Source organism: Stenotrophomonas sp. SAU14A_NAIMI4_5, assembly GCF_003086795.1.
Classification (GTDB): Bacteria; Pseudomonadota; Gammaproteobacteria; order Xanthomonadales; family Xanthomonadaceae; genus Stenotrophomonas.
This window is the reverse complement of the sequence record NZ_CP026003.1, coordinates 362,906-389,140: the sequence shown is the minus strand read 5'-3', so window position 1 is coordinate 389,140 and position 26,235 is coordinate 362,906. Positions and strand designations below refer to the sequence as shown.

The window sequence follows — 26,235 nt, the reverse complement described above, 5'->3', positions numbered from 1 at the left end:
ACCGGTGCAATGCCGGTGGCTGCTACGTCTCCGGCGTCGCCGCTGATGTGGATCGCGGCGGCGCTTGCCGCAGCCACGGCACTGGCCTGGCTGCTGCGCCGCCCCAGCGCGCAGGCCTCATGGCCGCGCATCGGCTTCGGGGTGGCCTTGCTGGTGTTCTCTGCCGCATTGGTGCTGCAGCTGGCAGTCGACCTGGGCAGTGGCCACAGCTCGATGGCGATGAGTACCCACCCGCGCGGCGGGCAACTGCACCCGATGGGCATGCGCACGATGGTGGTGTGCTATCTGGCCGTGCTCGCCGCCAGTGGCTGGGGCGCGTGGGCGCTGCTGCGCCGGCGCCGATGAGCGCGGCTGGGTAGAGTCGACTGTTAGTCGACTGCTCTCCCTAACGAGGCATGAAACCCGCGCTTCGCGCATAGTCGACTAACAGTCGACTCTACCTCCGTCGTCGCACCGGATTGCCGGCCAGCGGCCGGCACTCCCTTCAACGGCGGGCGGCGTCGCTCTTCTCGCGGGCGCCGTGGAATTCCGACTCCTTCTCCCACTGCGGCCAGCGGCGGCTGTTGGCCAGCTCGGCGCCCAGGTCGTAGACCAGCAGGGTGTCGGCGGCATGGCCGGCCGGGTCCCAGCTCGGGGTCCAGGCGTCGCAGGCCTGGTGGTAGCAGTCGGCGAAGTACTTCTCGCGCAGCGCGCGGCCGGCCTCGACGCCGCCGTCCAGCTTGTCCAGGCCCGGGCCGATGGTGATGGCCGGCACGCCCAGGCGGGCAAAGGCGAAGTGATCCGCGCGGTAGAAGAAGCCCGCTTCCAGGTTCGGGTCGGGGCTGTAACTGCGGCCACGGGCCTTGGCCACGCGTTCCAGGTCGCCTTCCAGCGACACCCGGCCCTTGCCCCACGAGGCGATGTCACGGGTCGCGCCATCCGGGCTGAACATTTCGATGTTCAGCACGGCCGCGGTCTTTTCCAGCGGTGCCAGCGGGTGTGCGGCATAGTAGCTGGCACCCAGCAGGCCCTTCTCTTCGGCCGTCAGGGCGACGAAGTACAGGCTGCGCTGCGGCTGCGGGCCGGCAGCGAACACGCGGCCCAGTTCCAGCACGGTGGCCACGCCGGTGGCGTTGTCGATGGCGCCATGGCGGATGCGGTCACCCTTGGCATCGGGCTGGCCGATACCAAACGCATCCCAGTGCGCGGAGAAGATCACGGCCTCATCGCCATGCTCGCCGCCGGGCAGCTTGGCCACCACGTTGCGGGTCACCACCGGCTCGCGCTTGATCGCGAAATCCACGCTCAGCTTGGCGTTGTCCAGCACCACCGGACGGAAGTCGGCCTGCATGGCCTTGCGCTTCTCGGCGTCGAAATCCAGGCCGGCGTCGGCGAAGATCGCCTCGGCCAGCTCGCGCTGCATCCAGCCACGCAGCGGCGTGTGCTGGGCCATCGCTTCGGCCTGGCCGCGCTCGATGTCGAACAGCGGCGAGGTGCCCGAGCTCTTCACCGTGGCCCAGCCGTAGGCGGCCGGCGCGGTCTCGTGCACGATCAGGACACCCTCGGCACCGCGGCGCGCGGCTTCCTCGAACTTGTAGGTCCAGCGGCCGTAGTAGGTCACCGCCTTGCCGTCGAACGCACCCGGCGCATCGGCTTCGAAGTCGGCGTCGTTGATCAGCACCACGGCAATCTTGCCGTGCAGATCCACGTCCTTGTAATCGTTCCAGTGGCGTTCCGGTGCGTCGATGCCATAGCCGACGAACACCAGCGGTGCGTTGTTGATCTGCACGCGCTTGCGCGGCTGCAGGCTCTGCAGGGTCACGTCCACGCCATTGGCCAGCGTGCGCTTGCCCTTCTTCAGCTGCAGGCTGGCCTTGGCCGGGCCGTCCAGCTGCGCGCGCACCAGCGGCACCTGCTGCACCCAGCTGCCATCGGGGCCGCCGGGCTGCAGGCCGTAGCTGCGGAACTGCTCGATCAGATACTGCACGGTGCGCTCTTCGCCCTCGCTGGCCGGTGCGCGGCCTTCGAATTCGTCGGACGCCAGCACCTGCACGTGACGCGACAGTGCCTGCGGATCGATGCCGCCACCGGGCAGGTCGTTGGCCGCATGGGCCAGGCCCCCGACGAAGAGGCAGGACGACAGCAGCAACACACGCATCGGATTCACGGCAATACCACGGCAGGAAGGGGAGTCACCAGAGTGTAACGTGGTCGTGACACCGCCGCGCAGGCCTACGGGTCAGCGGGATGCGCGGTCCAGCCAGCAGGCCAGGCCCTGCGCGTTCAGCTCGATGTCCATCGCCAGCACCTCGGCTACCGCGGCCTGATCCAGCGCGCAGCCATGCTGCTGCGCACGCTCCAGGTACAGCGCCTGCAGCGCGGCCAGCAGGCAACGGTGGCGGTCCGGGCGCCCATCGCACTGGCGGCCGATCGTCGCCATCGCATCGATCTGCTCGAACAGGTCGTCGGCCAGCTTCTGCACCTGCTGCACGCGGCCATAGTGAGTGAGGTACATCGCCTGCGGGCCGTAGCCCAGCATGCGCTGGATCGACGCCTTCATCGCCTCCGGATCGAACTGCACCGGCGAGGACGTGGGAAAGATGAAGGCACCCTGCGCACTGTCCAGCTCGCGGTAGGAGATGCCGAAGGTATCGCCGGTGAACCAGCTGCGGCTGCGCGCATCCCACACGCAGTAGTGGTGCAGCGCATGCCCCGGCGTGTGCAGCAACAGCAGTTCACGGCCGGCCAGGTCGATGCGGTGGCCGTCTTCGGCCACCACCACGCGGGCCTCGGGAATCGCTTCGATGCGGCCGTAGCTGCGTGCGATTTCCTCGGCGCCGTAGACCGCAGTGGCACCGGCAATCAGCCGGGTCGGGTCGATCATGTGCGGCGCGCCGCGCGGGTGCAGTACGGCTTTCGCGTTCGGCAGCTGCTGCATCAGCAGGCCGGCGCCACCGGCGTGGTCCAGGTGCACGTGGGTCAGCAGCAACCAGTCCACCGCCTCCACGCCCAGCCCGGCATCGGCCAGCGCCTGCAGCATGGCCGGCACGGACAGGCCGGTGCCGCAATCGACGAAGGCCGCACGGCCGTTCTCGACGATGAGGTAGGCCGCGTCGAAGTCGGGACGCTGGAAGCCGGTATCGATGGTGTGGATGCTGGGATCGGCGGTCATCGGCACGCACCTGGCAGGATCAGGAACAGACCCCCATGGTAGGCGCGGGCGTGGGGCCGGTTCGATGCGGCTTTGGTCGGGTAGTGCCGGCCGCTGGCCGGCAACCGCGGGATCGCCAGGACAATGCAGGTGCCGGCCAGCGGCCGGCACTACCGGTCCAGGAATCTCGGCCGCAGCAGCAGGGCCAGCACCAGCACCGCCAGGAACGCCCCATAGGCGTACAGCACCGCCAGCACCTGCGGCCAGATCGGGCCGGCGCCGGGCTGCACCCGGCCGATGTGGTAGCCCCACAGCATCGAGGCGATGCTCAGGGCGAAGGCCAGCGCCAGGGTGGTGGTATCGAACAGGCGCCGCCGCGCGGTGCGCGGCTGGCGCGGAAACAGCCAGTACAGGCTGCCCAGCAGCAGGAACCAGGGCAGGAACAGCAGCAGCGACAACCAGGCCATCGCAGACTCCATGTCATCGCGCCGGGGGCGCGTGGGCATCATGCCATGGGTGCAATGCCGTGGTGGTGCCGGCCGCTGGCCGGCATGTCCCGTGCGGTTGCCGGCCAGCGGCCGGCACTACCTGTCATTCGGCGCGCAGCACCGCCAGCGCGGCCAGCACGGCATCGACCTCGGCTTCCAGCTTGAACAGCTCGCTCTGCAGCTGGTCGCCCTGCTCGGCCTGCTTGATCACGGCGATGAGCTGGCCGGCATCGCGCGGCGAATCGAAGCCTTCGCTCTGGATCAGCAGCGTGCCGTCGCCGGCGGTCAGCTTGAAGTAGAAGCGGCCGTCCTTTTCGCGGTACTGCTTGAACAGCGGCGGTGCCGCGCGGGCGACGCCAGCATCCTCGCTGGCGATGTCGCCGGCGCTGGACAGGTCACGCAGGCCCACGGCATGGCGCAGTTCTTCCAGCAGCGGGGCCGCCAGCTGCTCGCGCAGCTGCTGGCCACGGCGCTTGAGCAGCGCTTCGATCTTCTCCGGCTCGGCCATCAGCGCGTTGTAGCGCTCGCGCAGCGGCGACAGTTCGCCGTCGATGCGCTCGAACAGCTGCTGCTTGGCATCGCCCCAGCTGATGCCGGCGGCGAAGGCCTTGGCGAATTCGGCGGTCTGTTCCGGGGTGGCGAAGGCCTGGTACATCTGGAACAGCGCCGAGCCCTCGGTGTCCTTCGGTTCGCCCGGTGCGCGCGAGTCGGTGAGGATCGAGAACACCAGCTTCTTCAGCTCCTCGCGCGGCACGAACAGCGGAATGGTGTTGTGGTAGCTCTTGCTCATCTTGCGGCCGTCCAGGCCCGCCAGGGTCGCCACCTGCTCGTCGATCACCACGTCCGGCAGCGGGAAATACTCCTTGCCGTACACGTGGTTGAAGCGCTGGGCGAAATCGCGCGCCATCTCGATGTGCTGGATCTGGTCACGGCCCACCGGCACCTGGTTGGCCTTGAAGATGAGGATGTCGGCGGCCATCAGCACCGGGTACATGAACAGGCCGGCGCTGACGCCCGCGTCCTCGTCCACGCCCTCTTCACGGTTCTTGTCCACCGCCGCCTTGTAGGCGTGGGCACGGTTGAGGATGCCCTTGCTGGCGATGGCGGTGAGGAACCACATCAGCTCGGTGGTTTCGCGGATGTCGCTCTGGCGGTAGAACCACACGTGTTCCGGGTCGAGGCCGCAGGCCAGCCAGCTGGCCGCAATCTCCAGGGTCGCGCGCTGGGTGCGCTGCGGGTCCTGCGATTTGATCAGGCTGTGCAGGTCGGCCAGGAAGAAGAAACTCTCGATGTCCGGCGCGCGGCTGGCCGCGATGGCCGGACGGATGGCGCCAACGTAGTTGCCCAGGTGGGGCGTGCCGGAGGGGGTAATGCCGGTAAGAACTCGGGTCGTCATGACTGCGTGGGGTAACCTTCGATGAACGGGGCCAGTTTACCGTGCCCGCGACCAACCCCGTCAGGGCCTGCGGCGCGTTTGTTCACCCAACCCCGCTGGAGACGCCCGATGAAACGCCTGCTGCCCCTGCTGCTGATCCTGCCCCTGGCCGGCTTCCGCCCGGCCCCGCTGCCGCCGCCGGTCTCCACGGACGGCCCGGTCCGCATGAGCCTGGTCGACCGCGACCGCGGCACCGAACTGCGCAGCTACCCGGCTGACGGCCAGCGCTGGGTGACTGGCGAGCGCGGCCATCGCTATGCCGTGCGCCTGTACAACGACAGCCCGCGGCGCGTGCTGGTGGTGCTGTCGGTGGACGGCATCAATGCCATTTCCGGCGAAGACGCCAATCCCTCGCAGACCGGCTACGTGCTCAACCCCGGCCAGAGCGCGGACATCACCGGCTGGCGCAAGAGCCAGGACGAGGTGGCCCAGTTCGTGTTCAGCAGCCCCGGCGGCAGCTATGCCAGCCGCACCGGGCGGCCGGACAATGTGGGCGTGATCGGCATTGCGGTGTTCAACGAAATGTACCGCTGGCGCCCGCAGCCCCGCCCGGAACCGCGCCTGCGGCAGTTGCCGCCACCGGCGCCCGCGGCCCCGGCGGCCGAATCGGCCGCTGACAGCAGCGCCAGCGTTGCCGAAGGCTACGCCGCCAAGTCGCAGGCCCCGGCACTGGGCACCGGCCACGGTGACCGCGAGACCTCGCAGGTGCGTGACACCGCATTCGAACGCGCCAGCCGCGGCCCCGCCCAGGTGCAAAAGCTGCGCTACGACAGCGCACGCAACCTGCGCGCACGCGGCATCGTGCTGGATACGCGCTCGCGCCTGCCGCGCGAACCGCAGGCCTTCCCCAACCGCTACGTGCCCGACCCGCCGGCACGCTGAGGCAGACAGCACGACGCCCGCACCATCACGGTACGGGCGCCGGGCTGTGGGGGCGCGCTGTGGGGGAAGCGCGACGGACTTTTACTTGAAGTCCGGATAATCCTTGCGGACGCTGTCGGAGAACTCGTGCACTTCCTTCTCGGCACGGTCCTTGGCCCAGCCATAGCGTTCCTGCAGACGGCCCGCCAGGTATTCGGCGTTGCCCTCGGCCACATCGAAATCGTCGTTGGTCAGATCGCCCCACTTGGCCTGGGCCTTGCCCTTGAGCTGCGACCACTTGCCGGAAATGATGTCTTTGTTCATTGCTGGAACCCTTGGTTGCAACGGCGTTCTTACCGTGGTTCCAGCTTCGCGCACCGGCTGTTGATCGACAGTCAACCTGCAATGAAAGGCATGCTCACCTGCTTGAATGATTCACTACCGACGAGCTCGTCTGCGCGAAATGCGAAAAGAAAAAGGCCGGGACAGTGTCCCGGCCTCTTACATTCGGCACCACCCCGGGCTCAGTTGCCCTTGGCGGCATCCTCAACCGACTGGCCAGCCTTCTGCACATCCTTGCCGGCGCCGGCAACAGTGTTGCAGCCAGCCAGCATGGCCACCGAGAACATCGACAACAGCATCAGGGCAACTACACGCTTCATGGGTTTTCTCCTGGGGTTCGCCACTACATGGTTTTCATCGCGCTTGGCCATTGCCACGGTGGAATGGCCTTGCGTGAAGTGCAATCTGGCGTCTGCCGCGTGCAGCGAGTGTGAACAGGCCCACACGCCATTCAGGCGAAGGTCGCCGGCCTCAGTCGCGCATCAGCGTGGACTTGCCGAACAGGCTCTCCACCAGGTCCACGGCCAGCTCGGCGGTCGCATTCTGCGTGTCCAGCAGCGGGTTCAGTTCAACGATGTCCAACGAGCCCATGCGGCCACTGTCGGCAATCATCTCCATCACCAGTTGCGCCTCGCGGTAGTTCACCCCGCCCGGCACGGTGGTGCCCACGCCCGGGGCGATGCTCGGGTCGAGGAAGTCCACGTCGAAGCTGACGTGCAGGTGCGTGTTCCCGTCGATGCCGGCCAGCGCCGCTTCCACGGCGCGCTTCATGCCGTTCTCGTCGATGTAGCGCATGTCGTAGACATCGACCTTGTGGGTCTTGATCAGGCGCTTCTCGTCCGGGTCCACCGAACGGATGCCGATCTGGTGCATCTGCGCCGGGGTGATGGCCGGGCTGCTGCCGCCCAGCTGGGTCAGCGCGTCCGGGCCGAGACCGCACAGGCAGGCCACCGGCATGCCATGGATGTTGCCCGACGGGGTGACATCGCTGGTGTTGAAATCCGAATGCGCATCCAGCCACAGCACGCGCAGGGTCTTGCCCTGTTCGCGGCACCAGCGGGCGACGGCGGTGATCGAGCCGATGCCCAGGCAATGGTCGCCGCCCAGCATGATCGGCATGCGCCCGGCCTGCAGTTCAGCGTAGCTGGCGTCCATCAGGGCGCGGTTCCAGGCCACCACCTCGTCCAGGTGGCGGTAGCCCTGCACTGGCGAGGTCCAGGGGTTGCGCGGGCCATCCAGGTTGCCCAGGTCGCGCACGTCCACGCCGCGCGCCTCCAGCGCCTCCGGCAGGCCGGCCACGCGCAGGGCTTCCGGGCCAAGCCGCGCACCACGATGGCCCGCGCCCACGTCGGTGGGCACGCCGATCAGGGTGACGGAAATGGGGTGGGCCATGGGTGCCTCCTGCAGACGAAAAAGAAGCACAGTCTAGCCAGAGGGATGTGACACCACTCGCGGCGGTGCAGCAGGGAATCGGATGATCTGCCAGCCCAAAGGGAATCTGGGGTCAGATAAACCCACTCTGGGCCATGCGGAGCTCCGGACTTTATTTACCGACGTCACATGTGAGTCGCGATCGCCTCTTGTTCATTATCTTTCGCGACGCAACTCTGCATTGGCACCTTGATTATCGGTGCACCTTTCTTTCATGCAGAACCGGAGAAGCAATGCTGATGAAGTGCAGGATCAATGGGCTCGTAGCGCTGACAATTGCCCTCGCGACGATTGTCCCCACCGTTGCAACGGCAGCCTCGCCGCGCATCACCCATACCGTCGTTTCCGAAGAGTTTTCCAAGCAGAGCACTGACGCACGGCACGTCCTTGAGTGGGTCACTCAGAATGTCCGCCCTGCATTCGCACCGCTGGGCTATGGCACGGTGCACGTCGAGCACAGTGTGATATCAGTAGGTCGGGCATCTGCAAGCTACAATGACTCGATCCCGGGGAAGCTGCCCACCGAGGGCGTTCCGGGTGAGATCTATAGAGTAGAAAACATACTCCCTGATGGCTCTGTACAGTCCTGGGAATTTACGTGGGTCGCACCATCGTCCGGTCATGGCGGCGGGTGGAGCGTCACCGGGTATACCTACAAAAAGGGTAGCGATCCCGTAGAACAGCAGTGACATTCCCGCGCCGCCGCAGTGTGTAACAGGACAATAGCGCCGGCCACCACCGGCCACAGACCCCGGCACACCGCGCCGGGGCAGTCTGGCACTCAGCGGCGGCGCACCGGGGTCACACTCTGCACTTCACCGTTGTTGCGCAGCATGCACAGGAACCGTCCATCGGGGTAATCGATGATCAGTTCCTGGTAGTCGCTGCCCACCGGTACCTGGGTCACCAGCGTGCCGTGTGCGCCCTTGCGCGTGTTGCACGACCCCAGCGCAGTGCCGCCGCTGGGCGCCGCGTACGCAGCGCGCGAGGTATTGCGGAACACCGCGCGGCAGCCGCCGTTCACCCACACCGAATGCCGCGACAGGCCCCAGTTCTGGCCCTGCTCGCAGCGGGTGTGGCTGATCTGGCGGGCGACTTCCACGTTGCCGCGCGTGTCCATCTCGCACAACACCTGGCGCTGGTCGGTGGACTCGCAGGTGACTTCGCGCGGCAGCGCCGCACCTTCGTCGTCACTGTCATCGTGGCGGCGGTGGTCATGCCGCTCGCCTGCCACGGGCGCGCCGCCGCCGCCGCTGACCTGGCAGATGCCATTGGCGCCGCCCCGGCCGGTGTAGCTGATCTGCGGCGCACCGTCGTCACCGGTGGTGATCGACAGCGTCACCCCGCTCTGCGCGTCGCGCGCTTCGAAATAGCGGTCGTTGAAGCGCTTCAGCGCCGCCTCGCGCCCCTGCACGTACACCGGGCCGCCCTCGTCGGCGTGCACATCCAGGCCACCGGGGCAGCTGGCGTTGAAGAAGGGCACGGCGGCCATGGCCGGGGCCGCGAAGGCGGAGCACAGCAGTGCAGCGGCAAGGGAAACAGCGTGGCGGCGCATGATCGATTCCCGAAGTGGCCCGGACGGGCTGATAGCGACAGTATGCGACGGGACCGGGAGGGCGGTTCGTGAGGAGCGTCATGAAGACGGGGACGGCGCTGCCGAACCTGCAGGACCGGGGCTATCATCCCGGCTCACCCACGGATGATCGATTACCTGCCATGGCCGCACCTGACTTCGAACGTGCCCAGCAGTCGCTGCTGGAACTGCAGCAACGCATCCACGCCTTCAGCCTGGAGACGGCCTGCGAGTACGACCTGGACATCGCCGACCCCGCCGGGCCGCTGTGGTCGGCACTGCAGACACGCCTGACCGTGGCCCCGTTGTACGGCGGCCTGCACGTGGAGTTTTTCGGCGACCCGTGGGACGCGCCGTTCGAATGGACGCTGGCCTGCCTGTCCGATCCGTGCGTGGCCGCGGCAGTCATGTCGCTGCGCTTCACCGGTGGGGATGAAGGCGCGAATGGCAGCCGCGAATGGGAGTTCACTGCCCTGCTGGACAGCAACGTGCAGTTCCCGCGCCTGCGTTCACTGGTGGTCACGCCCACCGCACCGGAGCACCACAATGCCTCGCTGATCCAGCGCGCGGGCCCGATCAGGAAAGAGGCTGGCGAGATCGCCCGCTTCGCCGGCCGTACGACGTATCTGACCGAACTGGTGGTGCCCAACGCCCCCGATGCCACCTTCTTCGATGTGCCGCTGCCGCATCTGAACATCCTGCAGATCGGCCCGGGCAGTGATACCCAGCGCTTCATCGAACACCTGGCTGCATCGCGCAATCTGCCCGCACTGGGCCTGCTGGATTTCAGCGAGTCCACCGAACTGCAGTGCACCTGGGCCGATGAGCGCGAATCCGATGCGGTGACGCCGTTCGCCGCCTACGAGCGTCTGTTCGCCAGTGACGCGTTCGCACCGGTGCACAGCTTCCGTCTGCGTAACAGCGCGCTGTCGCCGGCGCAGTTGCAGGCACTGCAGGCGATGCGGCCGGGCCTGCAGTTCATGGCCATCCAGGCGGGCATGGGCGGTTACGTCAGCCATTTCGCGCGGAACGTGTTCCCGTGGCGACATCTGGTGCCGGGCGATAGCGGGCAGCGCTGAGGCGTGCTTGGTGCTGCGCGGATTGTGTGCGAGGTACGGCACGGCGGTTAAGGCTGCTTTGCAGTGCAGGTACCGATTGGCCTTCAGAGTGGTGGTGTAGTCGCTTGCGCCAGCGCATTGCGATCACGCCCGCGCGAATTGTCGTTTCTGCCTAGAAGACGAGCGAAACAAGCCAATCGCGATAATTCATTCTTTCTTTCGGGAACGGCGAATTCATCAGAACAATTGATTGGTGCGTCACGACTTGGCGTGCCCAAGATGAATTGCTGCCTGCATCGGGTAGCCGGGACTTCCAAGCCCGTGTATCGAAGATGTTTACGCTTGTCAGTCGGCGTCGTCAGGTTGTGGACGACGCCGGCTGGCAATCCGTCTGCGGCGTTATGGCGGGCGGTGCGTGGGGGCTTCGTGCCCGCCGGCTCTTCGATACGGTCTTGGAAGCCACGCATCGCCTGCCACCTTCGCCGGTGGCACCTCCGTTCCCGTTGAGGATGCCCGCATGTCCAAATCCCGCCACCCGTATCTGGCCGCCACGCTCGGTGACGCCATCACCCGCCTGCCGCCCGAACTGGCCCAACCGCTGGAAGCCGCCTTCGCTGCCGCCAACGAAGCGCCCTCCTCCATCACCCTGCGCAGCTGCCTGCAGCAGATCGCGGCCGGCGATACGGCCGACGGACAGCCATGGCATGGCCCGGTCGGCACACCCGGCGAGGCCGTCGCCAACGCGCGCCGGGATCGCGCCGCCACCGGCCTGGTGTCGCTGCTGGAGCTTTACCACGCCACCGAACGCGTGCGCGTGGATGGCGAGGAGAAAGACGATATCGGCGACGGCTCGCGCGAAGGACTGATGCTGGCCTGCCGGGGCCTGGCCGAGTACGTGGCGCTGCAGTCGCGGGCTGGGTGAGCCCTGCAAACTCAGGCGACGTTCTTTGCCGCCGGCTTGCCTGCTTTGCGGGCAGGCTTCGGTTTGGATTTTGCTGGCTTGCCGTTGCCATCGATCGGCACAAGGCTCAATCGAAACCCCAGCGACTTGGCCAGCTTGCTCAGATTGCCCATGGTGGGATTTCCTTCACCACGCAGCATCTTGTACAAGGTCTCGCGGGCGATGCCGGTAGTGCGCGCGAGATCAGCAATGTTGCGCGCTCGTGCCACGACACCCAGCACCGATGCAATGAATGCCGCATCGTCGGGCGCCTCCTCGAGCGCGGCCTCAATGAAGTGGACGATGTCCTGGTTGTCGTGCAGGTGTTCAGCCGCGTCCCAGTCATGCAGTTCCAATGTTTTTTTCATGGCAGCCTGCCTTGTCTGATGTCGCATGCAGCGTGTGGAAGAGTGTGGAATCAGAGCCGGCTCGCCAGTTCGCGAGCGCGCTCGATATCCCGGGACTGGCTGTCTTTGTCGCCTCCGCACAGCAGGATGTAGGTGATGCCCGCCCGCTCTGTGAAGTAGACCCGGTAGCCAGGCCCGAAATCGATCTTGAGTTCCTGCAGGCCACCGCCTAGTGAACGGTGCTGCCCAGGATTTCCCTGTGCCAGCCGGGTGATGCGCACGGAGATGCGCTGGCGTCCTTGCTTGTCACGCAGGCTGCCGAACCAGTCATTGAACTCGGAGGTGGTCTGGATCCTCGCCACATGTCCAATATAATGGACACACGCTGCATTTTCAAGAGGGCGAGAGAGGATGTGTATTGCCAGCTCCTTCAGCGCGTTGCTGATGACTGGCCGGCTGCGTAGCGCGCCGATATGCAGTGTCGGCACGACTCCTCCTTTGCCGCATCACCGGGTTGATTCACAGGCTTAGGACGAAAAAACGCCGCAAGGCGGTTTTCTCACAATGCGCATCGGCGAGGACGACGTTGTCTACCTGTGTGCCGGAACTCCGGAAGATCTACACGAAGGAATTTCGTACTGATTCACGCGCAGCGTGACGCATCTGCCCATGCCCGAGCGGCTGCAGGCGTTATTGCTTCCGCCGGAGGTACATCGTCAAACCTGCAGGAATATTTGCGCTCGCCCTAGCCTGCAGGGCGCTCGCTCGATATGGAAAGGTCGGCTGGATTGAAGCTGCGGATCTAGACGCGTGGCCCCAGTGCGCCTGAAGCGGCAAGATGATGTTCACTCCGCCCACGCAAGCGGATGCGCACTTCTCCTTCCCGTTGGTAGGAGAAGTGCGCTGGCGAACCCCCGCTGTCGGGTGGCGTTCAGGTCGAGGAGTTTCTTGGTCGGCGCACTGCATGCCGTAGACATCGATCAATCCACGGGCGCACTTCTGGCGTGGCACTTGCGAAGGGATATGGAGCATGGCATCCGCCGCTAGGCATCTTCGCCAGCGTTCAGTCGTTCCCTGGCAGGACTTCTGACTTCGGATTTAATTTGGCGTGTCACCACACACTGAACTGACCACTGTAAATTGGAGTTGGAAATGAAAGAGATACTCTTGATTCTGGCGTTGGCTGGCCTCGCAGGATGTGCCCCCACGACAGCTCCTCAGGGCAGCGAGGCAAAAATTTTCGAAGCTGATGAGTCGTCGCACGAGAACCCGATAGATCCTGCGCTCTTAATGAAAATGCATCCGAACGTTGTCGCAGTCGATACTCAACCGTCTGCCACACCACCGCGACTTGTGATGACGCTCAAGGGCAACGGTTGGCGCGAGTCGGACATCCTGCATGGATTCGCTAGCAACGCTACGTCCATACTCAAGAAGATGGCAAAGAAGAAGCTGATTCCGGCTGATCACGGCATCACCTTCATCCTCAGGATTGAAGTGGAATCCGGCGGCGAGATGCTCGACCGCAACGTCCTTCATCTCTCGGTTGACCAACCTTTTGTGGAAGCCGTTGCCGGCGGTGCCAATGTCGGCGCTCAGGCGCTTCTGAATACTTCGGACGTTAGCTTCAATGGCCGACTGGGACGTCGCCTCACAGAGCAGTTCTGCGGAGACGACAAGTATCAGGGTGCAGGTGGTGTGCTGCGTACCGTGGACTTCTGCAGCAAGGCGCTTGGCAATCGGGATCTGTCTTCATCCTGAAGGTCAGGCAGGCAAGTATCCAGCTTGCTTTGGTCGGCAGCGGTGCGCTATGGATGTTTTGCATAGCCGGGTGCAGATACCCGACTGCCAGATGACGAGCGCCCGCATGAAACCTGACGTAGTGCCAAACAAAATTGTTGTTCTCTCTGGCTCCGGCCTGAGCGCGGAAAGCGGCTTGCCTACATTCCGCGATTCGCACGGTCTCTGGAACAACTATTCGTGGCAGGAGGTAGCCAGTCCCGAGGGTTGGAGGCTTCGTCCAGAAGCCGTCCTGGCCTTTTACAACGAGCGTCGCCTGAAGGCATGGAACGCGTTGCCAAACGCCGCACACTCGGCGATCGCTTCCCTGGAATCGGCCTTTGAAGTGGTCGTGATCACCCAGAACGTCGATGAGCTTCACGAACGCGCTGGTTCCAGCAACGTGATTCATCTGCATGGCCAACTTGCCTATGCGCGCGGCACGTCGGATAGCCCGAAGCGCTACCGTATCGAGGACGCTGCGATTTCGCTTGGCCAGCTGTGCGAGGACGGCACTCAGCTCAGGCCTGACATTGTCTGGTTCGGGGAGGAAACGCGGCACATGGATGAGGCGCGATGGCACGTGTCCACTGCAGCAAAGGTTCTTGTCATAGGCACATCACTTGCCGTGCAGCCGGCGGCTTCGCTGGTCAAGGCTGCGCGCGGCCGAGCCGAGAAAGTGCTGGTCTCGCTCGAGATGGACAGGATTCCCTATGGGTTTACCTACCTGCGGGGTCCGGCAACCGCTGTGGCTCCTCGCCTGGCCGAAAAATGGCTCAACGGTGCGAGTTAAGGCTCAAACAGCGCGTCGTGAGGCGCGAAGATGTGGTGCCGCTTATCCGAATCGAACGGATGACCTACTGTTTACAAGACAGTTGCTCTACCAACTGAGCTAAAGCGGCATGGGTGCTTCACCGGCGGCAGCGCCGCGGTGGGGCGATTCTAGCGCAGTCGCGTGCATTCCAGCGACCGCTGCTGCGCGGCACCGCTGCGCTGCTGCGCCTGCGCCGGTTCGCTGCCGGCGGCCAGCTGCCCTTCCAGCCACCACTGGCCAGCGTCACCACTGGCCACCAGGCGCGGCTGGAAACCGGCCGCCTGCACGGCGGCGATGCGGCGCTCGGCGCCTTCGCGGTTGCGGTACTGGCCCAGGGCGATGGCGTTGCTCTCTTCACCCTGGCTGATGATGTAGTAGTCGCTGAGGCCGGCAGCGACGATGCGCTTGACCATGGCCTGGGCGTCTTCGCGGCTGGCAGCGGCCGGCAGCAGCACGCGGTAGCGGGTGCTGCCGCTGGCGGCGGGCTGTTCGCGCAGGCGCGCGGGGGCCAGCAGCTTGCCGGCACGGCCTTGTGCGGCGACGGCCGCGGCACGGTCGGCGAACGGCCCGAGGGCGACGCAGCGCGGCGGCGCCGCAGGCTTCTCCACGGCAGGCGTCTCGACTACGGGCTTCTGCACAACGGGCTCGGCCGGTTTTGCGGCTGCGGCCACGGCAGGCGCGGCCTCCGCAGACGGGGCGGCGGCGGGCGGTGCGGTTGCCGGTGCGGGGGCCTCGGTGGCGGCCACGGCAGCGCTGGGGGCGGCCTCGCGCTCCTGCAGTGCCTCGGTCGGCGCGGCGGTGGCGGCGGTCTGCGCCACGGCAGCGGCATCGGTGCCGCCCGGCAGCCAGCGCAGCTCGGCCACGCCGGTGGCGGGCTGGGGCGGCGTGGCCGGCGCGGGTTCACTGCGCAGCAGCCACCAGCTGGCGACGCCTACGTTGAGGATGGCCAGGACGACGATCAGGGCACGGGTCAGCATGCTGCCGATACTAGCCTGCGGGCTGGTGCACCGCCCAGCGGGCGAGGCCGTCCAGCACCAGCGACGGGTGGTAATCGGCGCCGTCCAGCAACGGCATCAACGCCGGGGCGCCGCCGCCGTGTACCAGCAGCGCGGGGGCCACGCCCAGCAGCGCCTGCGCCTGGCGCGCACTGCGTTCCACCAGGGCAACGGCGGCACCGTCGCAGCCGGAGGCCAGCGCGTCGGCGGTGTCGTTGGCAAATTCGCTGTAGTCGCCGCCACTGGCCGGCAGCTGCACCGCGCGCGCATGCAGTGCTTCGCGCATGGTGGTGGGCGAGGCGGAAATGCGGCCACCGTGATGCTGGCCGTCGGCATCGAGCAGATCGATGGTCAGCGCGGTACCCACGCCTACCACCAGCACCGGGCGCCGCGCGGTAGCCGCGGCCAGCAGTGCAAGGAAACGATCGACGCCGAATTTTTCCGGCTTGGCATAGGCAATGCGCACGCCTGCGCATTCGGCACTGGTGCGCACCACGCGCACATCGCCGAAGCGGGCCTGCAGCTGCTGCAGCATGGCGGTGGTCAGCGACGGCGCGGCCACGCTGGCCACGAAGGCGGTGCCGCCGGTGGGCAGGCTGTGCGGCGGCTGCGCGGCCATGCCTTCGGCGCCATGCGCCCAGGCCTGCACATCACCGGCACGGTCACCCTGCAACGGCGCGAACTTGAAGCGCGAATTGCCGAGGTCGAACAACCAATCGCTCATGCCTTCCTCACGCTCACTTCGCCGGCATGCAGCAGGCGCTCGTGGCCATCGATGCGTACGCGCAGGGCGCCGTCATCGGCCAGGCCCAGGGCGGTGCCGTGCTGCCACTGGCCTTCCAGCTCCACGCGCACCTCGCGGCCGGCCAGCATGTCGAAGGCGGCATAGCGCGGCAGGAACGGGGCCAGGCCCTCGCGGTCGAACACGTCCAGCGCCGGCAGCAGGCGCGCCAGCACGGCGGCCACCACCACGTTGCGGTCGACATGGCTGCCGGCCAGGGTGTCCAGGTCCACCCAGGGCTGGGTGATCTGCTCGGCGAAGGCCGGCGGCATGTGCACGTTGATGCCGATGCCGATGACCGCGCGCGCCGGGCCGGCGTACTCGCCGCCGCCCTCGGCCAGCAGGCCGACCAGCTTGCGGCCGTCCACCAGCACGTCGTTGGGCCACTTCAGCTGCGCCTGGGTGTAGCCGAGGTCGTCCAGCGCCTCGGCCACGGCGACGCCGGCCACCAGGCTGAGGCCGGCCAGGCGGCCCAGGCCACCGGAGAACAGGCGCAGTACCGACAGGTAGACGTGGGCGGCCAGCGGCGAGGCCCAGCTGCGGCCACGACGGCCACGGCCGCCGGTCTGGCGCTCGGCCAGCAGGACGCAAACGCCGCGCTCCGGCGCGCTGCACCGCAACAATTCGGCATTGGTGGAATCCACCGTCCAGGCCACCTGCAGGTCATGCAGCAGGGCCACGGCATCGTCGGGCAGGTGCGCGCGGATGGCCGCCGGGTCCAGCAGCTCCAGCGGCTGGCTCAGTCCGTAGCCCTCGCCTGCACGGCCTTCGATGTCCACACCGGCAGCTCTAAGTCCTTGAATACGCTTCCAAATGGCCGCCCGGGTCTGGCCCAGCTCACGGGCCAGGGCGTCGCCGGACAGGCGACCGGCAGCGAGTTTGGCCAGCAATTGGCGATCGTCCACGGCAGCTTCCACAAGGTCAGAACGGAATTATGCGGGAAAGCCGCCAGCGGCGCCCGCGGGGTGCCGGGGGCGGGGCTTCCAATCCAGGGCCGGGTTCGGGCTAGAATCGGGAACTCACCCTCCCTTAACCTGGATGTCGTCAATGCGCCACTATGCCCATTGCCTGATCCTGCTGGCGATGCCCTTCGCGGCCTCGGCAACAGCATCGCTGGACGACAGCCGTGGGGCCTGTGTGTACTCCACCCCGGATGCCGCTTCGCAGCGTGCTTCGACCGCCACCGCTTCGGCCACCGCGGCCAAGCCGGCGCCGGTGCGCCCAGCGGCGAGCAGCGCGACCAGCAGCGGTGGCGGCGGCAGCGATGACGATGTGCTGCAGCGCATCCGCGCGCCGAAGTGGCACAGCTACCTGCCGGGTATGTTCCGCTGATCAAGTCGTTGCTGCAGTGGCTGCGGCCTGCGCCGCGGCCGATCGAAGATGCAGTGTGGAATGAGGCCTGCGGCCGCGCCGCCTGGCTGCGGGGCCTGGACGATGCGCGCCGCGCGCGCCTGCGCGTGCTGGCCACCCGCTTCCTGCATGAGAAGACCATCACCCCGATTGGCGACCTGCAGCTGCAGGTGGCCGACGGCGTGCTGCTGGCCGCGCTGTGCTGCCTGCCGCTGCTGGAATTTGGCAAGGTCGGGCTGGAAGGCTGGTCGCAGCTGATCGTCTACCCCGATGCCTTCCGCGTGCATCGCAGCCACATGGATGCGGCCGGCGTGCTGCACGAGTGGGATGACGAACTGATCGGCGAGTCGTGGGACAGTGGGCCGTTGATCCTGTCCTGGGCCGACGTGCAGGCCGACCTGGCCGAACCGCACGAGGGCTACTGCGTGGCCGTGCACGAGATGGTGCACAAGCTGGATGCATTGGATGGCGCGATGGACGGCACGCCGCCGTTGCCGCGTGCGTGGCAGCGAGAATGGGCGGCCGCCTTCCAGCAGTCCTACGATGCGTTCTGCGCGCAGGTGGATGCTGGCGAGGAAACGCTGATCGACCCGTATGCGGCCGAGGCACCGGAAGAGTTCTTCGCGGTGGCCAGCGAGTACCACTTCTCCGCGCCGGATGTGCTGGCGCAGGCGCTGCCAGAGGTGGCCGCGCACCTGCGGCGGTTCTATGGTGAGCCGCCGGCGATGGTCGGTTGATTCATCCGTACGCCGGGCATGGCCCGGCGCTACCTGGGGGGCACGTCGAGCGGTAGCGCCGGGCCGTGCCCGGCGGATCGAAGGGCAGTCGAGCAAGCTCGACTCTACGGCCCCGGCGGCAACCGCACTTCGAAGCGCGCGCCGCCCAGTTCGCTGGAACGGGCCACCAGCAGTTCGCCGCGGTAATCCTTGATCAGGTCCTGCACGATCGACAAACCGATGCCGTGGCCCTGCACGCGTTCGTCGCCGCGCACGCCACGCTGCAGCACCTTGCCGATGTCTTCCGGGGCGATGCCCGGGCCATCGTCGTCCACCGCCAGCAGCAGGCCGGCGCGGCGCGCGTTCGGTGCCGGCAGCGGCTGCGCGGTCAGCAGCACGCGGCGCTTGGCCCACTTGAAGGCGTTCTCCAGCAGGTTGCCCAGCAGCTCCTGCAGGTCGCCCGGTTCGCCGTGGAAACGCGCGGCCGGGTCGATGTCGAATTCGCAGAGCACGCCCTTCGACGCGTAGACCTTCTCCAGGCCACGCACGATTTCCTCGGCGTTGGATTCCACCGGCAGCGGCGCGGAGAACAGCTTGTGGCCCGACGAGGCGGCGCGTGCCAGCTGGTAGGACACCAGGTTGTTCATGCGCTGCAGCTGCACGTCCAGTTCCTCGCGCAGGGCGCCATCGCCGGCACCGCTGTCCATCTGCGTGCGCAGCACGGCGATCGGCGTCTTCAGGCTGTGCGCGAGGTCGGCCAGGGTGTTGCGCTGGCGCTCGAGGTTTTCGCGCTCGCTCTCGATGAAGGCGTTGATGCTGTCGGTCAACGGCTCCAGCTCGCGCGGGTGGCGTTCGCTCATGCGCTCGGTTTCGCCGCGCTGCACCTTGGTCAGCTCGGTGATGACCCGGCGCAACGGGCGCAGGCTCCACTGCAGGATGACCGTCTGCAGCAGCAGCAGGATCAGGCCGATGCCGCCCAGGTAGAACCAGACCCGGCTGCGGAACACGCGCAGCTGCGCGCCCAGCGCGCGCGAGTCTTCCATCACGTAGATGGTGTACGGGAATTCGGTGGCGGGGTCAGCGTCGGCATCCCACACCAGGCCCAGGCCGTAGCGGTACACCGAGCCCTGGCTGCCGTCGATCTGGATCATCGGCAGCGGGCCTTCGAACACTTCCTGGCGCGGGGCCAGCAGGCCGCCGCCCACGGTGGGCAGCATCGGGCCTTCGGCGGACATTGAATTGCCCTTGCCGTCCGGCATCACCACCTGCAGGTACAGGCCACTGCCCGGCACGTCGAAGCGCGGATCCGGCGGCTGCTCGCGGATGTACAGCGAGCGGTCGCGGGTGAAGTCGATGCCGGCTGCGTAGGCTGTGGCGTAGTTCTTCAGGCGCTCACGCAGGTTCGCCTTCGCCGTGTCGGCGAAGGCGGCATCGAGCGCGTAACCGGCCAAGGCCAGGAACGCGACCAGACCCACGGACGCGGCGAACAGCTGGCGCGCCTGCAGTGAGCGCGGCCGCCAGCGTCGGAAGAACCACAGACGGCCGGACATCGTTTATCGCCTTGTGGAAGGCTCAGCCCTCGTTGCGCGGGATCGCGAAACGGTAGCCGCGGCCACGCACGGTCTCGATCGGCTTCAGTTCGCCGTCCGGGTCCAGCTTCTTGCGCAGGCGGCCGATGAAGACTTCCAGCACGTTCGAGTCGCGGTCGAAATCCTGCTGGTAGATGTGCTCGGTGAGGTCGGCCTTGGAGACCAGTTCACCGGCATGCATCATCAGGTATTCCAGCACCTTGTACTCGTAACTGGTCAGGTCGACATTGCTGCCGGTGACGCTGACCGTCTGCGCTGCCAGGTCCAGGGCAACCGGACCGCATTCCAGGGTCGGCTTGCTCCAGCCGGCGGCGCGGCGCAGCAGCGCGTTGACGCGGGCCAGCAGCTCTTCCACATGGAACGGCTTGACCAGGTAATCGTCGGCGCCCTGCTTGAGGCCCTCGACCTTGTCCTGCCAGCTCGAACGCGCGGTCAGGATCAGCACCGGGAACTTCTTGCCCTCGTCGCGCAGGGCCTTGATCAGCTCCATGCCCGACATCTTGGGCAGGCCCAGGTCGATGATGCCGACGTCGAACGGTACTTCGCGGCCCATATAGAGGCCTTCCTCGCCGTCCTGTGCAGCATCGACGGCAAAACCTTCGCGCTTGAGCCGGGCTGCCAGGGTCTCACGCAGCGGGGCTTCGTCTTCGACCAGAAGGATACGCATGAACTCTCCCTAGTGTCCTGGGTGTGGCCCGGAGGCCTGTGGGTACGGTGTATTACGGCAACTATCCCTGTTCAGGGGTTATCGCCGCGTAGTGATGACATATCCGACCGCGGCGTGCGCGGCTGTGAACGTGCCGGGGCGGGGTCGTCCATGTAGCGGACCCGGCCCCGGTCATCCATGTACTTGACCCGGTTGATGTCCCGGCCATCGAACGGCACGCGCTCGGCACCCAGGATGTGACCACCGGTGGAGCGCTGCACCCGGCGCACGGCATCGGACAGCGAACGGTCGTCGCCACGGCCACCACGATCCATCATTTCCGCGCGCATGGCCGCACGCGGCTCGCCGCCACCACCGCGCGCTGGCTGCTGGGCCATCGCTGCAGAAAGGGGGGCAGCCGCCAGGGCCACGCAGGTGGCCAGGGCAATGCGGCGGTGGAAGGGAGCGGAAGACATCGATGCGATCCTAGCCGAGCACGGCGATTCGTTCAAAAGTCGTAAATCCGGAGCGCCGGATACGGGACCCGGCCTTTACATTTCCTTTGCAAATGATTGGTTTGGCGCGGTGAATCCGATCTGAACTTTTCCGGGTGCTCTCCGGCGTCGTTCATCTAAGTGAACATTCGGGACGAATCCGCGGGCCTTGTCAAGTCAGGAATGTGACTGAAATCACGCTGCGGCGCGATCGGCGTCGCGCTCGGTGACCGCCAGCGCCTGCTCGATCAGCGCCCAGTCGGCGCCAGGGCGGTGGGCGCCCTCGCTCAGCACCTGGCGGAACGCGCGGCCGCCCGGCTGGCCGTGGAACAGGCCCAGCAGGTGGCGGGTGATGTGCTTCAGGGCCAGGCCCTCGCCCAGGCGGGCCTCGATGTAGGGGCGCATCGCGCGCAGCAGTTCGCCACGCGGGCGCAGCGCGGCGCCGGTGTGCAGCGCCTCCAGCTGATGCAGCAGGTAGGGGTCGTGGTACGCGGCGCGGCCGAGCATGACGCCATCGACATGCGCGGCCTGGGCCTGCACGGCCTCCACCGTGGCCAGGCCACCGTTGATGACCACCGGCAGCGCCGGGCGTTCCTGCTTGAGGCGGTAGGCCCAGTCGTACTTCAGCGGCGGAACCTCGCGGTTCTCCTTCGGCGACAGGCCTTTCAGCCAGGCGTTGCGCGCGTGGACCACGACCATGGCGGCACCGGCGGCGACCTGGCGGTCGACGAAGCTGGCGAACACGTCGTACTCGTTGTCCTCGTCCACGCCCAGGCGGCACTTCACCGTCACCGGGATGTCCACCGCCGCGACCATCGCCGCCACGCACTCGGCCACCAGCGCCGGTTCGCGCATCAGGCAGGCACCGAAACGCCCGGCCTGCACGCGGTCGGACGGGCAGCCGCAGTTGAGGTTGACCTCGTCGTAGCCCCAGTCGGCGGCGATGCGCGCGGCCTGCGCCAGCAGGGCCGGATCGCTGCCGCCCAGCTGCAGGGCCAGCGGCTGTTCGCTGCCGTCGAAGCCGAGCAGGCGCTCGCGGTCACCGTGGATGACGGCGTTGGCGTGCACCATCTCGGTGTACAGCCGGGCACCCGGCGCCAGCACGCGGTGGAACACGCGGCAGTGGCGGTCCGTCCAATCCATCATGGGGGCAACGGACAGGCTGATATCATTCAAATTCAAGGATTTCATAGGCTTATCTTCATTGCTGGCACCCTAAAGCGCCCAAATATTCCCGATATTTCCCGCGTTTTCCCGTTCGTCTGTACCATCTGTGTGCCAGGCACGCCTTGGCACAACAGGGAATGGCACAACGATGGCGACACTGCAGAACCGCAACGGCCGATGGCGCGCTATGGTGCGCCGCAAAGGCCATAAAGACCAAACCCGCACGTTCCCCACGAAGACCGCTGCCAAGACCTGGGCTGACCGCGTGGAGCGCGAGATGGCCGACCTTGAAGCCCGGGGCGGCGCTGCCGGCGATGGCACAACCATCGCCGAGCTGATCACCTGGCGCACCGAAGCGCTGGCCAGCGTGAAAGCGGTGTCCAAGACACAGACCGGCAACATGACGCGCCTGCAGGAGAGCCTCGGGCACATCGTGGCCAGGCAGCTCACTGCCGGCGACGTCATCGAGCACGCCCGGCGACGTATCAGCGGGAACCACATGACGGGAAAGGGGGTCATTATCCCCGCTTGCGCGCCCGCGACCATGAACGTAGAGCTGGGCTACCTGTCCGAGCTGCTCAAACTGGCCGCGCCGATGAAAGGCGTGAAGCTGGTCGCAGACCCTGTCGCAGAAGCCCGGCCGGCGTTGCGGCTGCTGGGCTTGGTGGGGAAGTCCAAGCGGCGCGATCGACGGCCGACAGAGGTGGAGCTGCAGCAGCTGCGGGACCACTTCGGGCAGGCGGCGTGGCGTTCGCAGATCCCAATGGTGGACATCATCGATTTCGCCATCCAGTCAGCGAAGCGCGAGGGCGAGATAACGCGGTTGCTGTGGTCGGACGTCGACCTGGCCACGCGGACCGCCCTGCTCCGTGACGCCAAGCACCCCCGGAAGAAGGCCGGCAACCACAAGCGCTTTCCGCTTCTGGGCGACGCTTGGACCATCGTGCAGCGGCAGCCGCGGATAGCGGGCGAGGACAGGATCTTCCCCTACAACACGAAGTCCATCAGCACCGCGTTCACGCGGGCCTGCATCCGCTTGGCCATCGCGGATCTGTGCTTCCACGATCTGCGGCACGAAGCCACATCGAGGCTGTTTGAACAGGGCTACGACATTCCCGAGGTGGCGTCGGTCACTCTGCATGAGTCCTGGAATGAGTTGAAGCGCTACACCCAGCTCCGCCCCGAGACGCTGCACCGCCTGCCCGTAGATCCAGCCTGACCAGCCCGCAGGCAGTCGCCTACCCCATCCACCCGAAAGGCGGATCGATGCTGGCCTTGGCCAGCCGGTTCGCCTTCACCGCATCGCGGTACCGGCGGATCTGGTCGACGTCGTCGCGCAACCGGGCCTCGTGCCTGGCCACCCACATCTCAGCGCCGGCACGCCCCTGCTCATAGCTGCTGCAGCGCCTGGACGGTCCACCTGGTCCATTCCGATGCCGGTCGAGGGTGGCCACCCAGCTGCCGTCGTCCACGCGCTGGAACATCGCCACCACCCACACCCCGTCGCACGCGATCACGGTCGGCACCTCACCTGGGCGGCTGGTCGAGCTGGTGGTCCACTGGAAGCCGGAGGGCAAGGTCATGCGCGGCAGGATACGCCCAGCGCTCGCACGGCCTGCGACGGATCCAGCAACGACAAAGCGCCGGCGTAGCGTGCGCGGATAGAGCGTGGATATGGCGGCGAGAGGGTGAGTTGGCCCCTTCCCCGCGTTTTTAGGCGATTTAGGTTGTGGCCACCGGAAACAGGTAATTTCTGCAATCGATCCTGAAAAATTGAGAAATACCTTTTACAAACAATGCCTTAGATAACAATTTCAATAGCAATAATTGAGCAATGTTTAGGTAACGGGATTGCTCTTTTGGGGTGCAATTTGGGTCATAAAAAATATCCTTATGAATCAATGACATTGCATTTCCGCCCTCTGGAAATTGCTTCGGATTGCCTCAGTTTGCAATCGCTCATTCCCCAATAGATTCATGCACTTAGAACGCCAAAGCCGGGGCGACACACAGGAATTACCTTTTTCCGGACCCCCCCCATTCCCTGAGCCGTCGCCAAACCCACCTGGCCGCCCCTGAAATGCCCCTCAGCGCGCAGGGATCCGCAGGGAACGGCCCCCCTCTCGCAGAGCCAGACCGCCCTGCTACGGCATGCGCTGGGCGGTGCCGCAGGGGTGCGGAAAAAAAGGGGGGAAAAGACCGCAGGCGTGGCGGGGCGACGACTGCGCGCGCCGGGGGTAGAAGCCACGTCTGCTGGAGTTCTGCCCCTGCAACGCGATGGCAGGCACCATCAGCGCGGCTCTACGCCTCTTGCATCGAGCCCACCCTAGGCCGCCGGTCTCAGGCCGCGGAGGTCGCTAGAGAGGTTGGGCGGTAGAATCGGGGCATGACCTCGACACGATCTGACGGACCAGACACTCAAGTAGCCCCGGTCCTCACCGGGCCTAAGCGTCAACACTACTTGCCCCAGTTCTTTCTCAAAGGCTTCCTAGGTGATGACGAATGCCTGGCTGTGTTTGATCGAGAGAGGAATGAGATCCGGCGCCAGCAGCCAGTCAATACAGGGGCGGTTGGCCACCTCTACACATTGACCGATGATCTGGGTCGCCAGCGGTTTGAGTTGGAAGGCGCACTTAGCCAGATTGAAGCGGCGGCCTCGGAACATTTGCCGGCACTGTTCAGCGGAGGCCAGATATCTGTCGAAGCGCGCGGGGCCATCGCGCACTTCGTAGGAACACTTGCAACACGCACGCCAGAGTTCATCGCAAACATCCAGCACCTAAACGGCGAGCTCATTAAAGCTACATCTCGGATACTGCTGAGCAACGAAGCGCAAGCCAGGCACGCTTTGGCCAAGAATCGCGACCATGCTGGCCTATCTGAGGAAGAGCTCAGTCGCTTAGCTCGTGACCTGGTGGATTTTGCCGAGGGGGAAAATTACGAAGTCAGCACCGACGCTAAGTGGGCAATGACCATGGCTTTGCCCATGGGCGAGCAAGTTGCAGAGATCATGGCTGAGCGTCAGTGGGACGTTTGGCGGGCGCCGCCTAGATGCGCTTTTGTTCTCAGCGACGCGCCCGTCGTTTTAACCACAGCTGCCCGCCGTAGCTCTAACTTCATGGGACTTGGCTTTGCGTCAATGGATGCGCTGGTAATTGTGCCGCTTGATAGCAATCACGCCCTTGCGATGCATTCTGGCGGGCGCTCCAACCACCTCGGCACTGTGAGCAGAGAAGCCGTACGCAGGGTCAACCTCAGCGTAGCAAAGCGAACGCAGCGGTTCTTGATAGGTAGAGACAACCCGCTTGTTGCGTCGATTTCTCGCGCGGCTGGGTTGGAGCAAACAACCTGGAGACCAAGAATGGGGACCGGTTTTTCGCGTTAGCGAAGGGGAGATGCAGCCACTGAAATCAGCGGCTGCATCTGCCTGTGTGATTACAACGATCCGAGACGATTCAACGCCACTTGGGCATAGTGCTCGGTGACCTCGCAGCCGGTCCAGCCGAACCCTTCCATCTGGGCGGCCACCAGCGTCGTGCCCGAGCCGGCAAACGGATCCAAGATCCGGCCACCCGCCTCGCAGATCCGCACGACCTGACGCATCAGGTCGGTCGGCTTGCCGGTCATGTGCAGCTTGTCGTCGCGGCGCACCTTCGCCTTGATCACACCCGGCAGCACCGGCGCGTTGCGGTCAAGCGGCATGGCGCCCTTACTGCCCCACACGATGTACTCGGCCTGGTTACGGAAGCGACCGCGCTGGGGGCGGACGCCCTCGGTCTTGTCCCACACGGTCACCCCGCGCCAGGTGAACCCGGCGCACTGCAGCGCATCAGTGGTGAGCGGCAGCTGCCGCCAGTCGGTGAACACGCACACCGGCGAGCCTTCCTTGAGCAGCCGGGCGCACTCGCTCAACCACATCACCATCCAGCGCAGGTGCGAGCGCTGGTCGCGCTCATCGCCCAGGAAGTCGGCATGCAGATCGGATCGAACGTACTTCTCCGATGGCGGCCGCTGGCGCGCGGCGGCCGTCAGGCCACCGCTGGCATAGGGCGGGTCAGTGATCAGGGCATCGAACGAGCCGGCTTCAAGAGTCGGCAGCAGGGACAGGGCGTCGCCCTTCAACAGCAGGTTTTGCATGGCAGAAGCCTTCTTCAAGTCGCTCGCGGCGAACTGAGGGGAGGCTCTCGGCCTTCATATGGTTGAGCGTGCCGCAGCGCGGGCACTTGATCTGTAGCTCGGCATAGCCGAGGGCGCGGGCGAGCAGCTTGGCGCACTCGCCGCAGCGCAGGTTCTGCATGG

Annotated in this window: 31 protein-coding genes and 1 tRNA gene; 11 read left to right on the top strand and 21 right to left on the bottom strand. The window is 66.1% G+C overall.

From position 1 onward, the window contains the following. Positions 1-9 precede the first annotated feature (9 nt). A complete protein-coding gene (locus C1925_RS01795) occupies positions 10-345 on the top strand; it encodes a hypothetical protein (protein WP_254051370.1) in 336 nt (111 codons plus the stop codon). Between the two features lie 139 nt (positions 346-484). Here the strand turns inward: C1925_RS01795 and C1925_RS01790 are convergent, their stop codons facing one another. From C1925_RS01790 to C1925_RS01775, 4 genes are all read right to left on the bottom strand, one after another. Further along, on the bottom strand, positions 485-2,137 hold the full coding sequence (locus C1925_RS01790; RefSeq protein WP_108767437.1) for a M28 family metallopeptidase: 1,653 nt from the start codon (positions 2,135-2,137) through the stop codon (positions 485-487). A gap of 81 nt (positions 2,138-2,218) precedes the next feature. Further along, positions 2,219-3,151 (bottom strand): MBL fold metallo-hydrolase, encoded by a 933-nt coding sequence (locus tag C1925_RS01785; protein WP_108767436.1) that lies wholly within the window; start codon positions 3,149-3,151, stop codon positions 2,219-2,221. A 149-nt stretch (positions 3,152-3,300) separates the two neighbouring features. After that, complete coding sequence (locus C1925_RS01780; protein WP_108767435.1) at positions 3,301-3,597, bottom strand: hypothetical protein; 297 nt, start codon at positions 3,595-3,597, stop codon at positions 3,301-3,303. Between the two features lie 124 nt (positions 3,598-3,721). Next, complete coding sequence (locus tag C1925_RS01775) at positions 3,722-5,014, bottom strand: tryptophan--tRNA ligase (RefSeq protein WP_108767434.1); 1,293 nt, start codon at positions 5,012-5,014, stop codon at positions 3,722-3,724. Between the two features lie 108 nt (positions 5,015-5,122). Here C1925_RS01775 and C1925_RS01770 point away from each other — a divergent pair, with 108 nt between their 5' ends. Further along, positions 5,123-5,935 (top strand): hypothetical protein, encoded by an 813-nt coding sequence (locus tag C1925_RS01770; protein WP_108767433.1) that lies wholly within the window; start codon positions 5,123-5,125, stop codon positions 5,933-5,935. A gap of 81 nt (positions 5,936-6,016) precedes the next feature. On the opposite strand, the gene C1925_RS01765 is transcribed toward C1925_RS01770, so the two are convergent. The 3 genes from C1925_RS01765 to rocF form a co-directional block, all read right to left on the bottom strand. After that, on the bottom strand, positions 6,017-6,238 hold the full coding sequence (locus tag C1925_RS01765; RefSeq protein ID WP_079224919.1) for a CsbD family protein: 222 nt from the start codon (positions 6,236-6,238) through the stop codon (positions 6,017-6,019). 200 nt (positions 6,239-6,438) lie between these two features. Then, complete coding sequence (locus C1925_RS01760; RefSeq protein ID WP_079224917.1) at positions 6,439-6,576, bottom strand: entericidin A/B family lipoprotein; 138 nt, start codon at positions 6,574-6,576, stop codon at positions 6,439-6,441. A gap of 151 nt (positions 6,577-6,727) precedes the next feature. Beyond that, positions 6,728-7,648 carry an arginase gene (rocF, locus tag C1925_RS01755; RefSeq protein ID WP_108767432.1) on the bottom strand — a complete coding sequence of 307 codons (921 nt, stop codon included), beginning with the start codon at positions 7,646-7,648 and terminating at the stop codon, positions 6,728-6,730. Between the two features lie 278 nt (positions 7,649-7,926). Here rocF and C1925_RS01750 point away from each other — a divergent pair, with 278 nt between their 5' ends. Next, complete coding sequence (locus tag C1925_RS01750; protein ID WP_108770584.1) at positions 7,927-8,376, top strand: hypothetical protein; 450 nt, start codon at positions 7,927-7,929, stop codon at positions 8,374-8,376. Between the two features lie 92 nt (positions 8,377-8,468). Here C1925_RS01750 and C1925_RS01745 read toward each other — a convergent pair whose 3' ends face one another. Beyond that, positions 8,469-9,242 (bottom strand): DUF3011 domain-containing protein, encoded by a 774-nt coding sequence (locus C1925_RS01745; RefSeq protein WP_108767431.1) that lies wholly within the window; start codon positions 9,240-9,242, stop codon positions 8,469-8,471. Positions 9,243-9,403: 161 nt separating this feature from the next. On the opposite strand from C1925_RS01745, the gene C1925_RS01740 reads away from it, so the two are divergent. After that, positions 9,404-10,339 (top strand): hypothetical protein, encoded by a 936-nt coding sequence (locus tag C1925_RS01740; protein ID WP_108767430.1) that lies wholly within the window; start codon positions 9,404-9,406, stop codon positions 10,337-10,339. A gap of 496 nt (positions 10,340-10,835) precedes the next feature. Beyond that, positions 10,836-11,240 carry a hypothetical protein gene (locus C1925_RS01735; RefSeq protein WP_108767429.1) on the top strand — a complete coding sequence of 135 codons (405 nt, stop codon included), beginning with the start codon at positions 10,836-10,838 and terminating at the stop codon, positions 11,238-11,240. 11 nt (positions 11,241-11,251) lie between these two features. Here C1925_RS01735 and C1925_RS01730 read toward each other — a convergent pair whose 3' ends face one another. After that, positions 11,252-11,626 (bottom strand): addiction module antidote protein, encoded by a 375-nt coding sequence (locus C1925_RS01730; protein WP_108767428.1) that lies wholly within the window; start codon positions 11,624-11,626, stop codon positions 11,252-11,254. Positions 11,627-11,676: 50 nt separating this feature from the next. Then, complete coding sequence (locus tag C1925_RS01725) at positions 11,677-12,093, bottom strand: type II toxin-antitoxin system RelE/ParE family toxin (protein ID WP_343125660.1); 417 nt, start codon at positions 12,091-12,093, stop codon at positions 11,677-11,679. A 664-nt stretch (positions 12,094-12,757) separates the two neighbouring features. Here C1925_RS01725 and C1925_RS01720 point away from each other — a divergent pair. After that, entirely contained in the window at positions 12,758-13,366 is a 609-nt protein-coding gene (locus C1925_RS01720) for a hypothetical protein (protein WP_159097456.1), read from the top strand. Between the two features lie 106 nt (positions 13,367-13,472). Continuing rightward, positions 13,473-14,177, top strand: coding sequence for a Sir2 family NAD-dependent protein deacetylase (locus C1925_RS01715; RefSeq protein WP_108770583.1), 705 nt, complete (start codon positions 13,473-13,475; stop codon positions 14,175-14,177). A gap of 33 nt (positions 14,178-14,210) precedes the next feature. On the opposite strand, the gene C1925_RS01710 is transcribed toward C1925_RS01715, so the two are convergent. The 4 genes from C1925_RS01710 to birA all read right to left on the bottom strand — a co-directional run bounded on the left by C1925_RS01710 (position 14,211) and on the right by birA (position 16,879). Then, positions 14,211-14,286, bottom strand: a tRNA-Thr gene (locus tag C1925_RS01710). A gap of 40 nt (positions 14,287-14,326) precedes the next feature. Next, entirely contained in the window at positions 14,327-15,175 is an 849-nt protein-coding gene (locus tag C1925_RS01705; protein ID WP_108767425.1) for an SPOR domain-containing protein, read from the bottom strand. Between the two features lie 10 nt (positions 15,176-15,185). Continuing rightward, positions 15,186-15,917 carry a type III pantothenate kinase gene (locus tag C1925_RS01700; RefSeq protein ID WP_108767424.1) on the bottom strand — a complete coding sequence of 244 codons (732 nt, stop codon included), beginning with the start codon at positions 15,915-15,917 and terminating at the stop codon, positions 15,186-15,188. Continuing rightward, the gene (gene birA, locus C1925_RS01695; protein WP_108770582.1) at positions 15,914-16,879 is read right to left on the bottom strand and encodes a bifunctional biotin--[acetyl-CoA-carboxylase] ligase/biotin operon repressor BirA; all 966 of its coding nucleotides are present in this window, start codon (positions 16,877-16,879) and stop codon (positions 15,914-15,916) included. Before birA ends, C1925_RS01700 begins: the two co-directional genes overlap by 4 nt. A gap of 142 nt (positions 16,880-17,021) precedes the next feature. On the opposite strand from birA, the gene C1925_RS01690 reads away from it, so the two are divergent. Both C1925_RS01690 and C1925_RS01685 read left to right on the top strand, forming a co-directional pair. Beyond that, on the top strand, positions 17,022-17,306 hold the full coding sequence (locus C1925_RS01690; protein ID WP_108767423.1) for a hypothetical protein: 285 nt from the start codon (positions 17,022-17,024) through the stop codon (positions 17,304-17,306). Then, positions 17,273-18,061, top strand: a complete 789-nt coding sequence (locus C1925_RS01685; RefSeq protein WP_174213476.1) for a M90 family metallopeptidase — start codon at positions 17,273-17,275, stop codon at positions 18,059-18,061. Before C1925_RS01690 ends, C1925_RS01685 begins: the two co-directional genes overlap by 34 nt. A gap of 104 nt (positions 18,062-18,165) precedes the next feature. On the opposite strand, the gene C1925_RS01680 is transcribed toward C1925_RS01685, so the two are convergent. The 4 genes from C1925_RS01680 to dusA form a co-directional block, all read right to left on the bottom strand. Then, entirely contained in the window at positions 18,166-19,590 is a 1,425-nt protein-coding gene (locus C1925_RS01680) for a sensor histidine kinase (RefSeq protein WP_079224893.1), read from the bottom strand. Positions 19,591-19,612: 22 nt separating this feature from the next. Beyond that, positions 19,613-20,296 carry a response regulator transcription factor gene (locus C1925_RS01675; protein WP_079224892.1) on the bottom strand — a complete coding sequence of 228 codons (684 nt, stop codon included), beginning with the start codon at positions 20,294-20,296 and terminating at the stop codon, positions 19,613-19,615. A gap of 71 nt (positions 20,297-20,367) precedes the next feature. After that, positions 20,368-20,751, bottom strand: coding sequence for a hypothetical protein (locus C1925_RS01670; protein ID WP_108767421.1), 384 nt, complete (start codon positions 20,749-20,751; stop codon positions 20,368-20,370). A gap of 213 nt (positions 20,752-20,964) precedes the next feature. Further along, complete coding sequence (dusA, locus tag C1925_RS01665) at positions 20,965-21,960, bottom strand: tRNA dihydrouridine(20/20a) synthase DusA (RefSeq protein ID WP_108767420.1); 996 nt, start codon at positions 21,958-21,960, stop codon at positions 20,965-20,967. Positions 21,961-22,084: 124 nt separating this feature from the next. On the opposite strand from dusA, the gene C1925_RS01660 reads away from it, so the two are divergent. Then, entirely contained in the window at positions 22,085-23,155 is a 1,071-nt protein-coding gene (locus tag C1925_RS01660) for a site-specific integrase (protein WP_108767419.1), read from the top strand. Between the two features lie 19 nt (positions 23,156-23,174). On the opposite strand, the gene C1925_RS01655 is transcribed toward C1925_RS01660, so the two are convergent. Further along, positions 23,175-23,519: a hypothetical protein gene (locus C1925_RS01655; protein ID WP_108767418.1), complete on the bottom strand. Its 345-nt coding sequence runs from the start codon at positions 23,517-23,519 to the stop codon at positions 23,175-23,177. Positions 23,520-24,322: 803 nt separating this feature from the next. Here C1925_RS01655 and C1925_RS01650 point away from each other — a divergent pair. Beyond that, positions 24,323-25,321: a DUF4238 domain-containing protein gene (locus tag C1925_RS01650; RefSeq protein ID WP_108767417.1), complete on the top strand. Its 999-nt coding sequence runs from the start codon at positions 24,323-24,325 to the stop codon at positions 25,319-25,321. A gap of 50 nt (positions 25,322-25,371) precedes the next feature. Here the strand turns inward: C1925_RS01650 and C1925_RS01645 are convergent, their stop codons facing one another. After that, positions 25,372-26,073 carry a site-specific DNA-methyltransferase gene (locus tag C1925_RS01645; RefSeq protein WP_108767416.1) on the bottom strand — a complete coding sequence of 234 codons (702 nt, stop codon included), beginning with the start codon at positions 26,071-26,073 and terminating at the stop codon, positions 25,372-25,374. Then, complete coding sequence (locus tag C1925_RS01640) at positions 26,021-26,233, bottom strand: Com family DNA-binding transcriptional regulator (RefSeq protein WP_108767415.1); 213 nt, start codon at positions 26,231-26,233, stop codon at positions 26,021-26,023. The genes C1925_RS01645 and C1925_RS01640 overlap by 53 nt, the downstream gene beginning before the upstream one ends. Between the last annotated feature and the right edge of the window lie 2 nt (positions 26,234-26,235).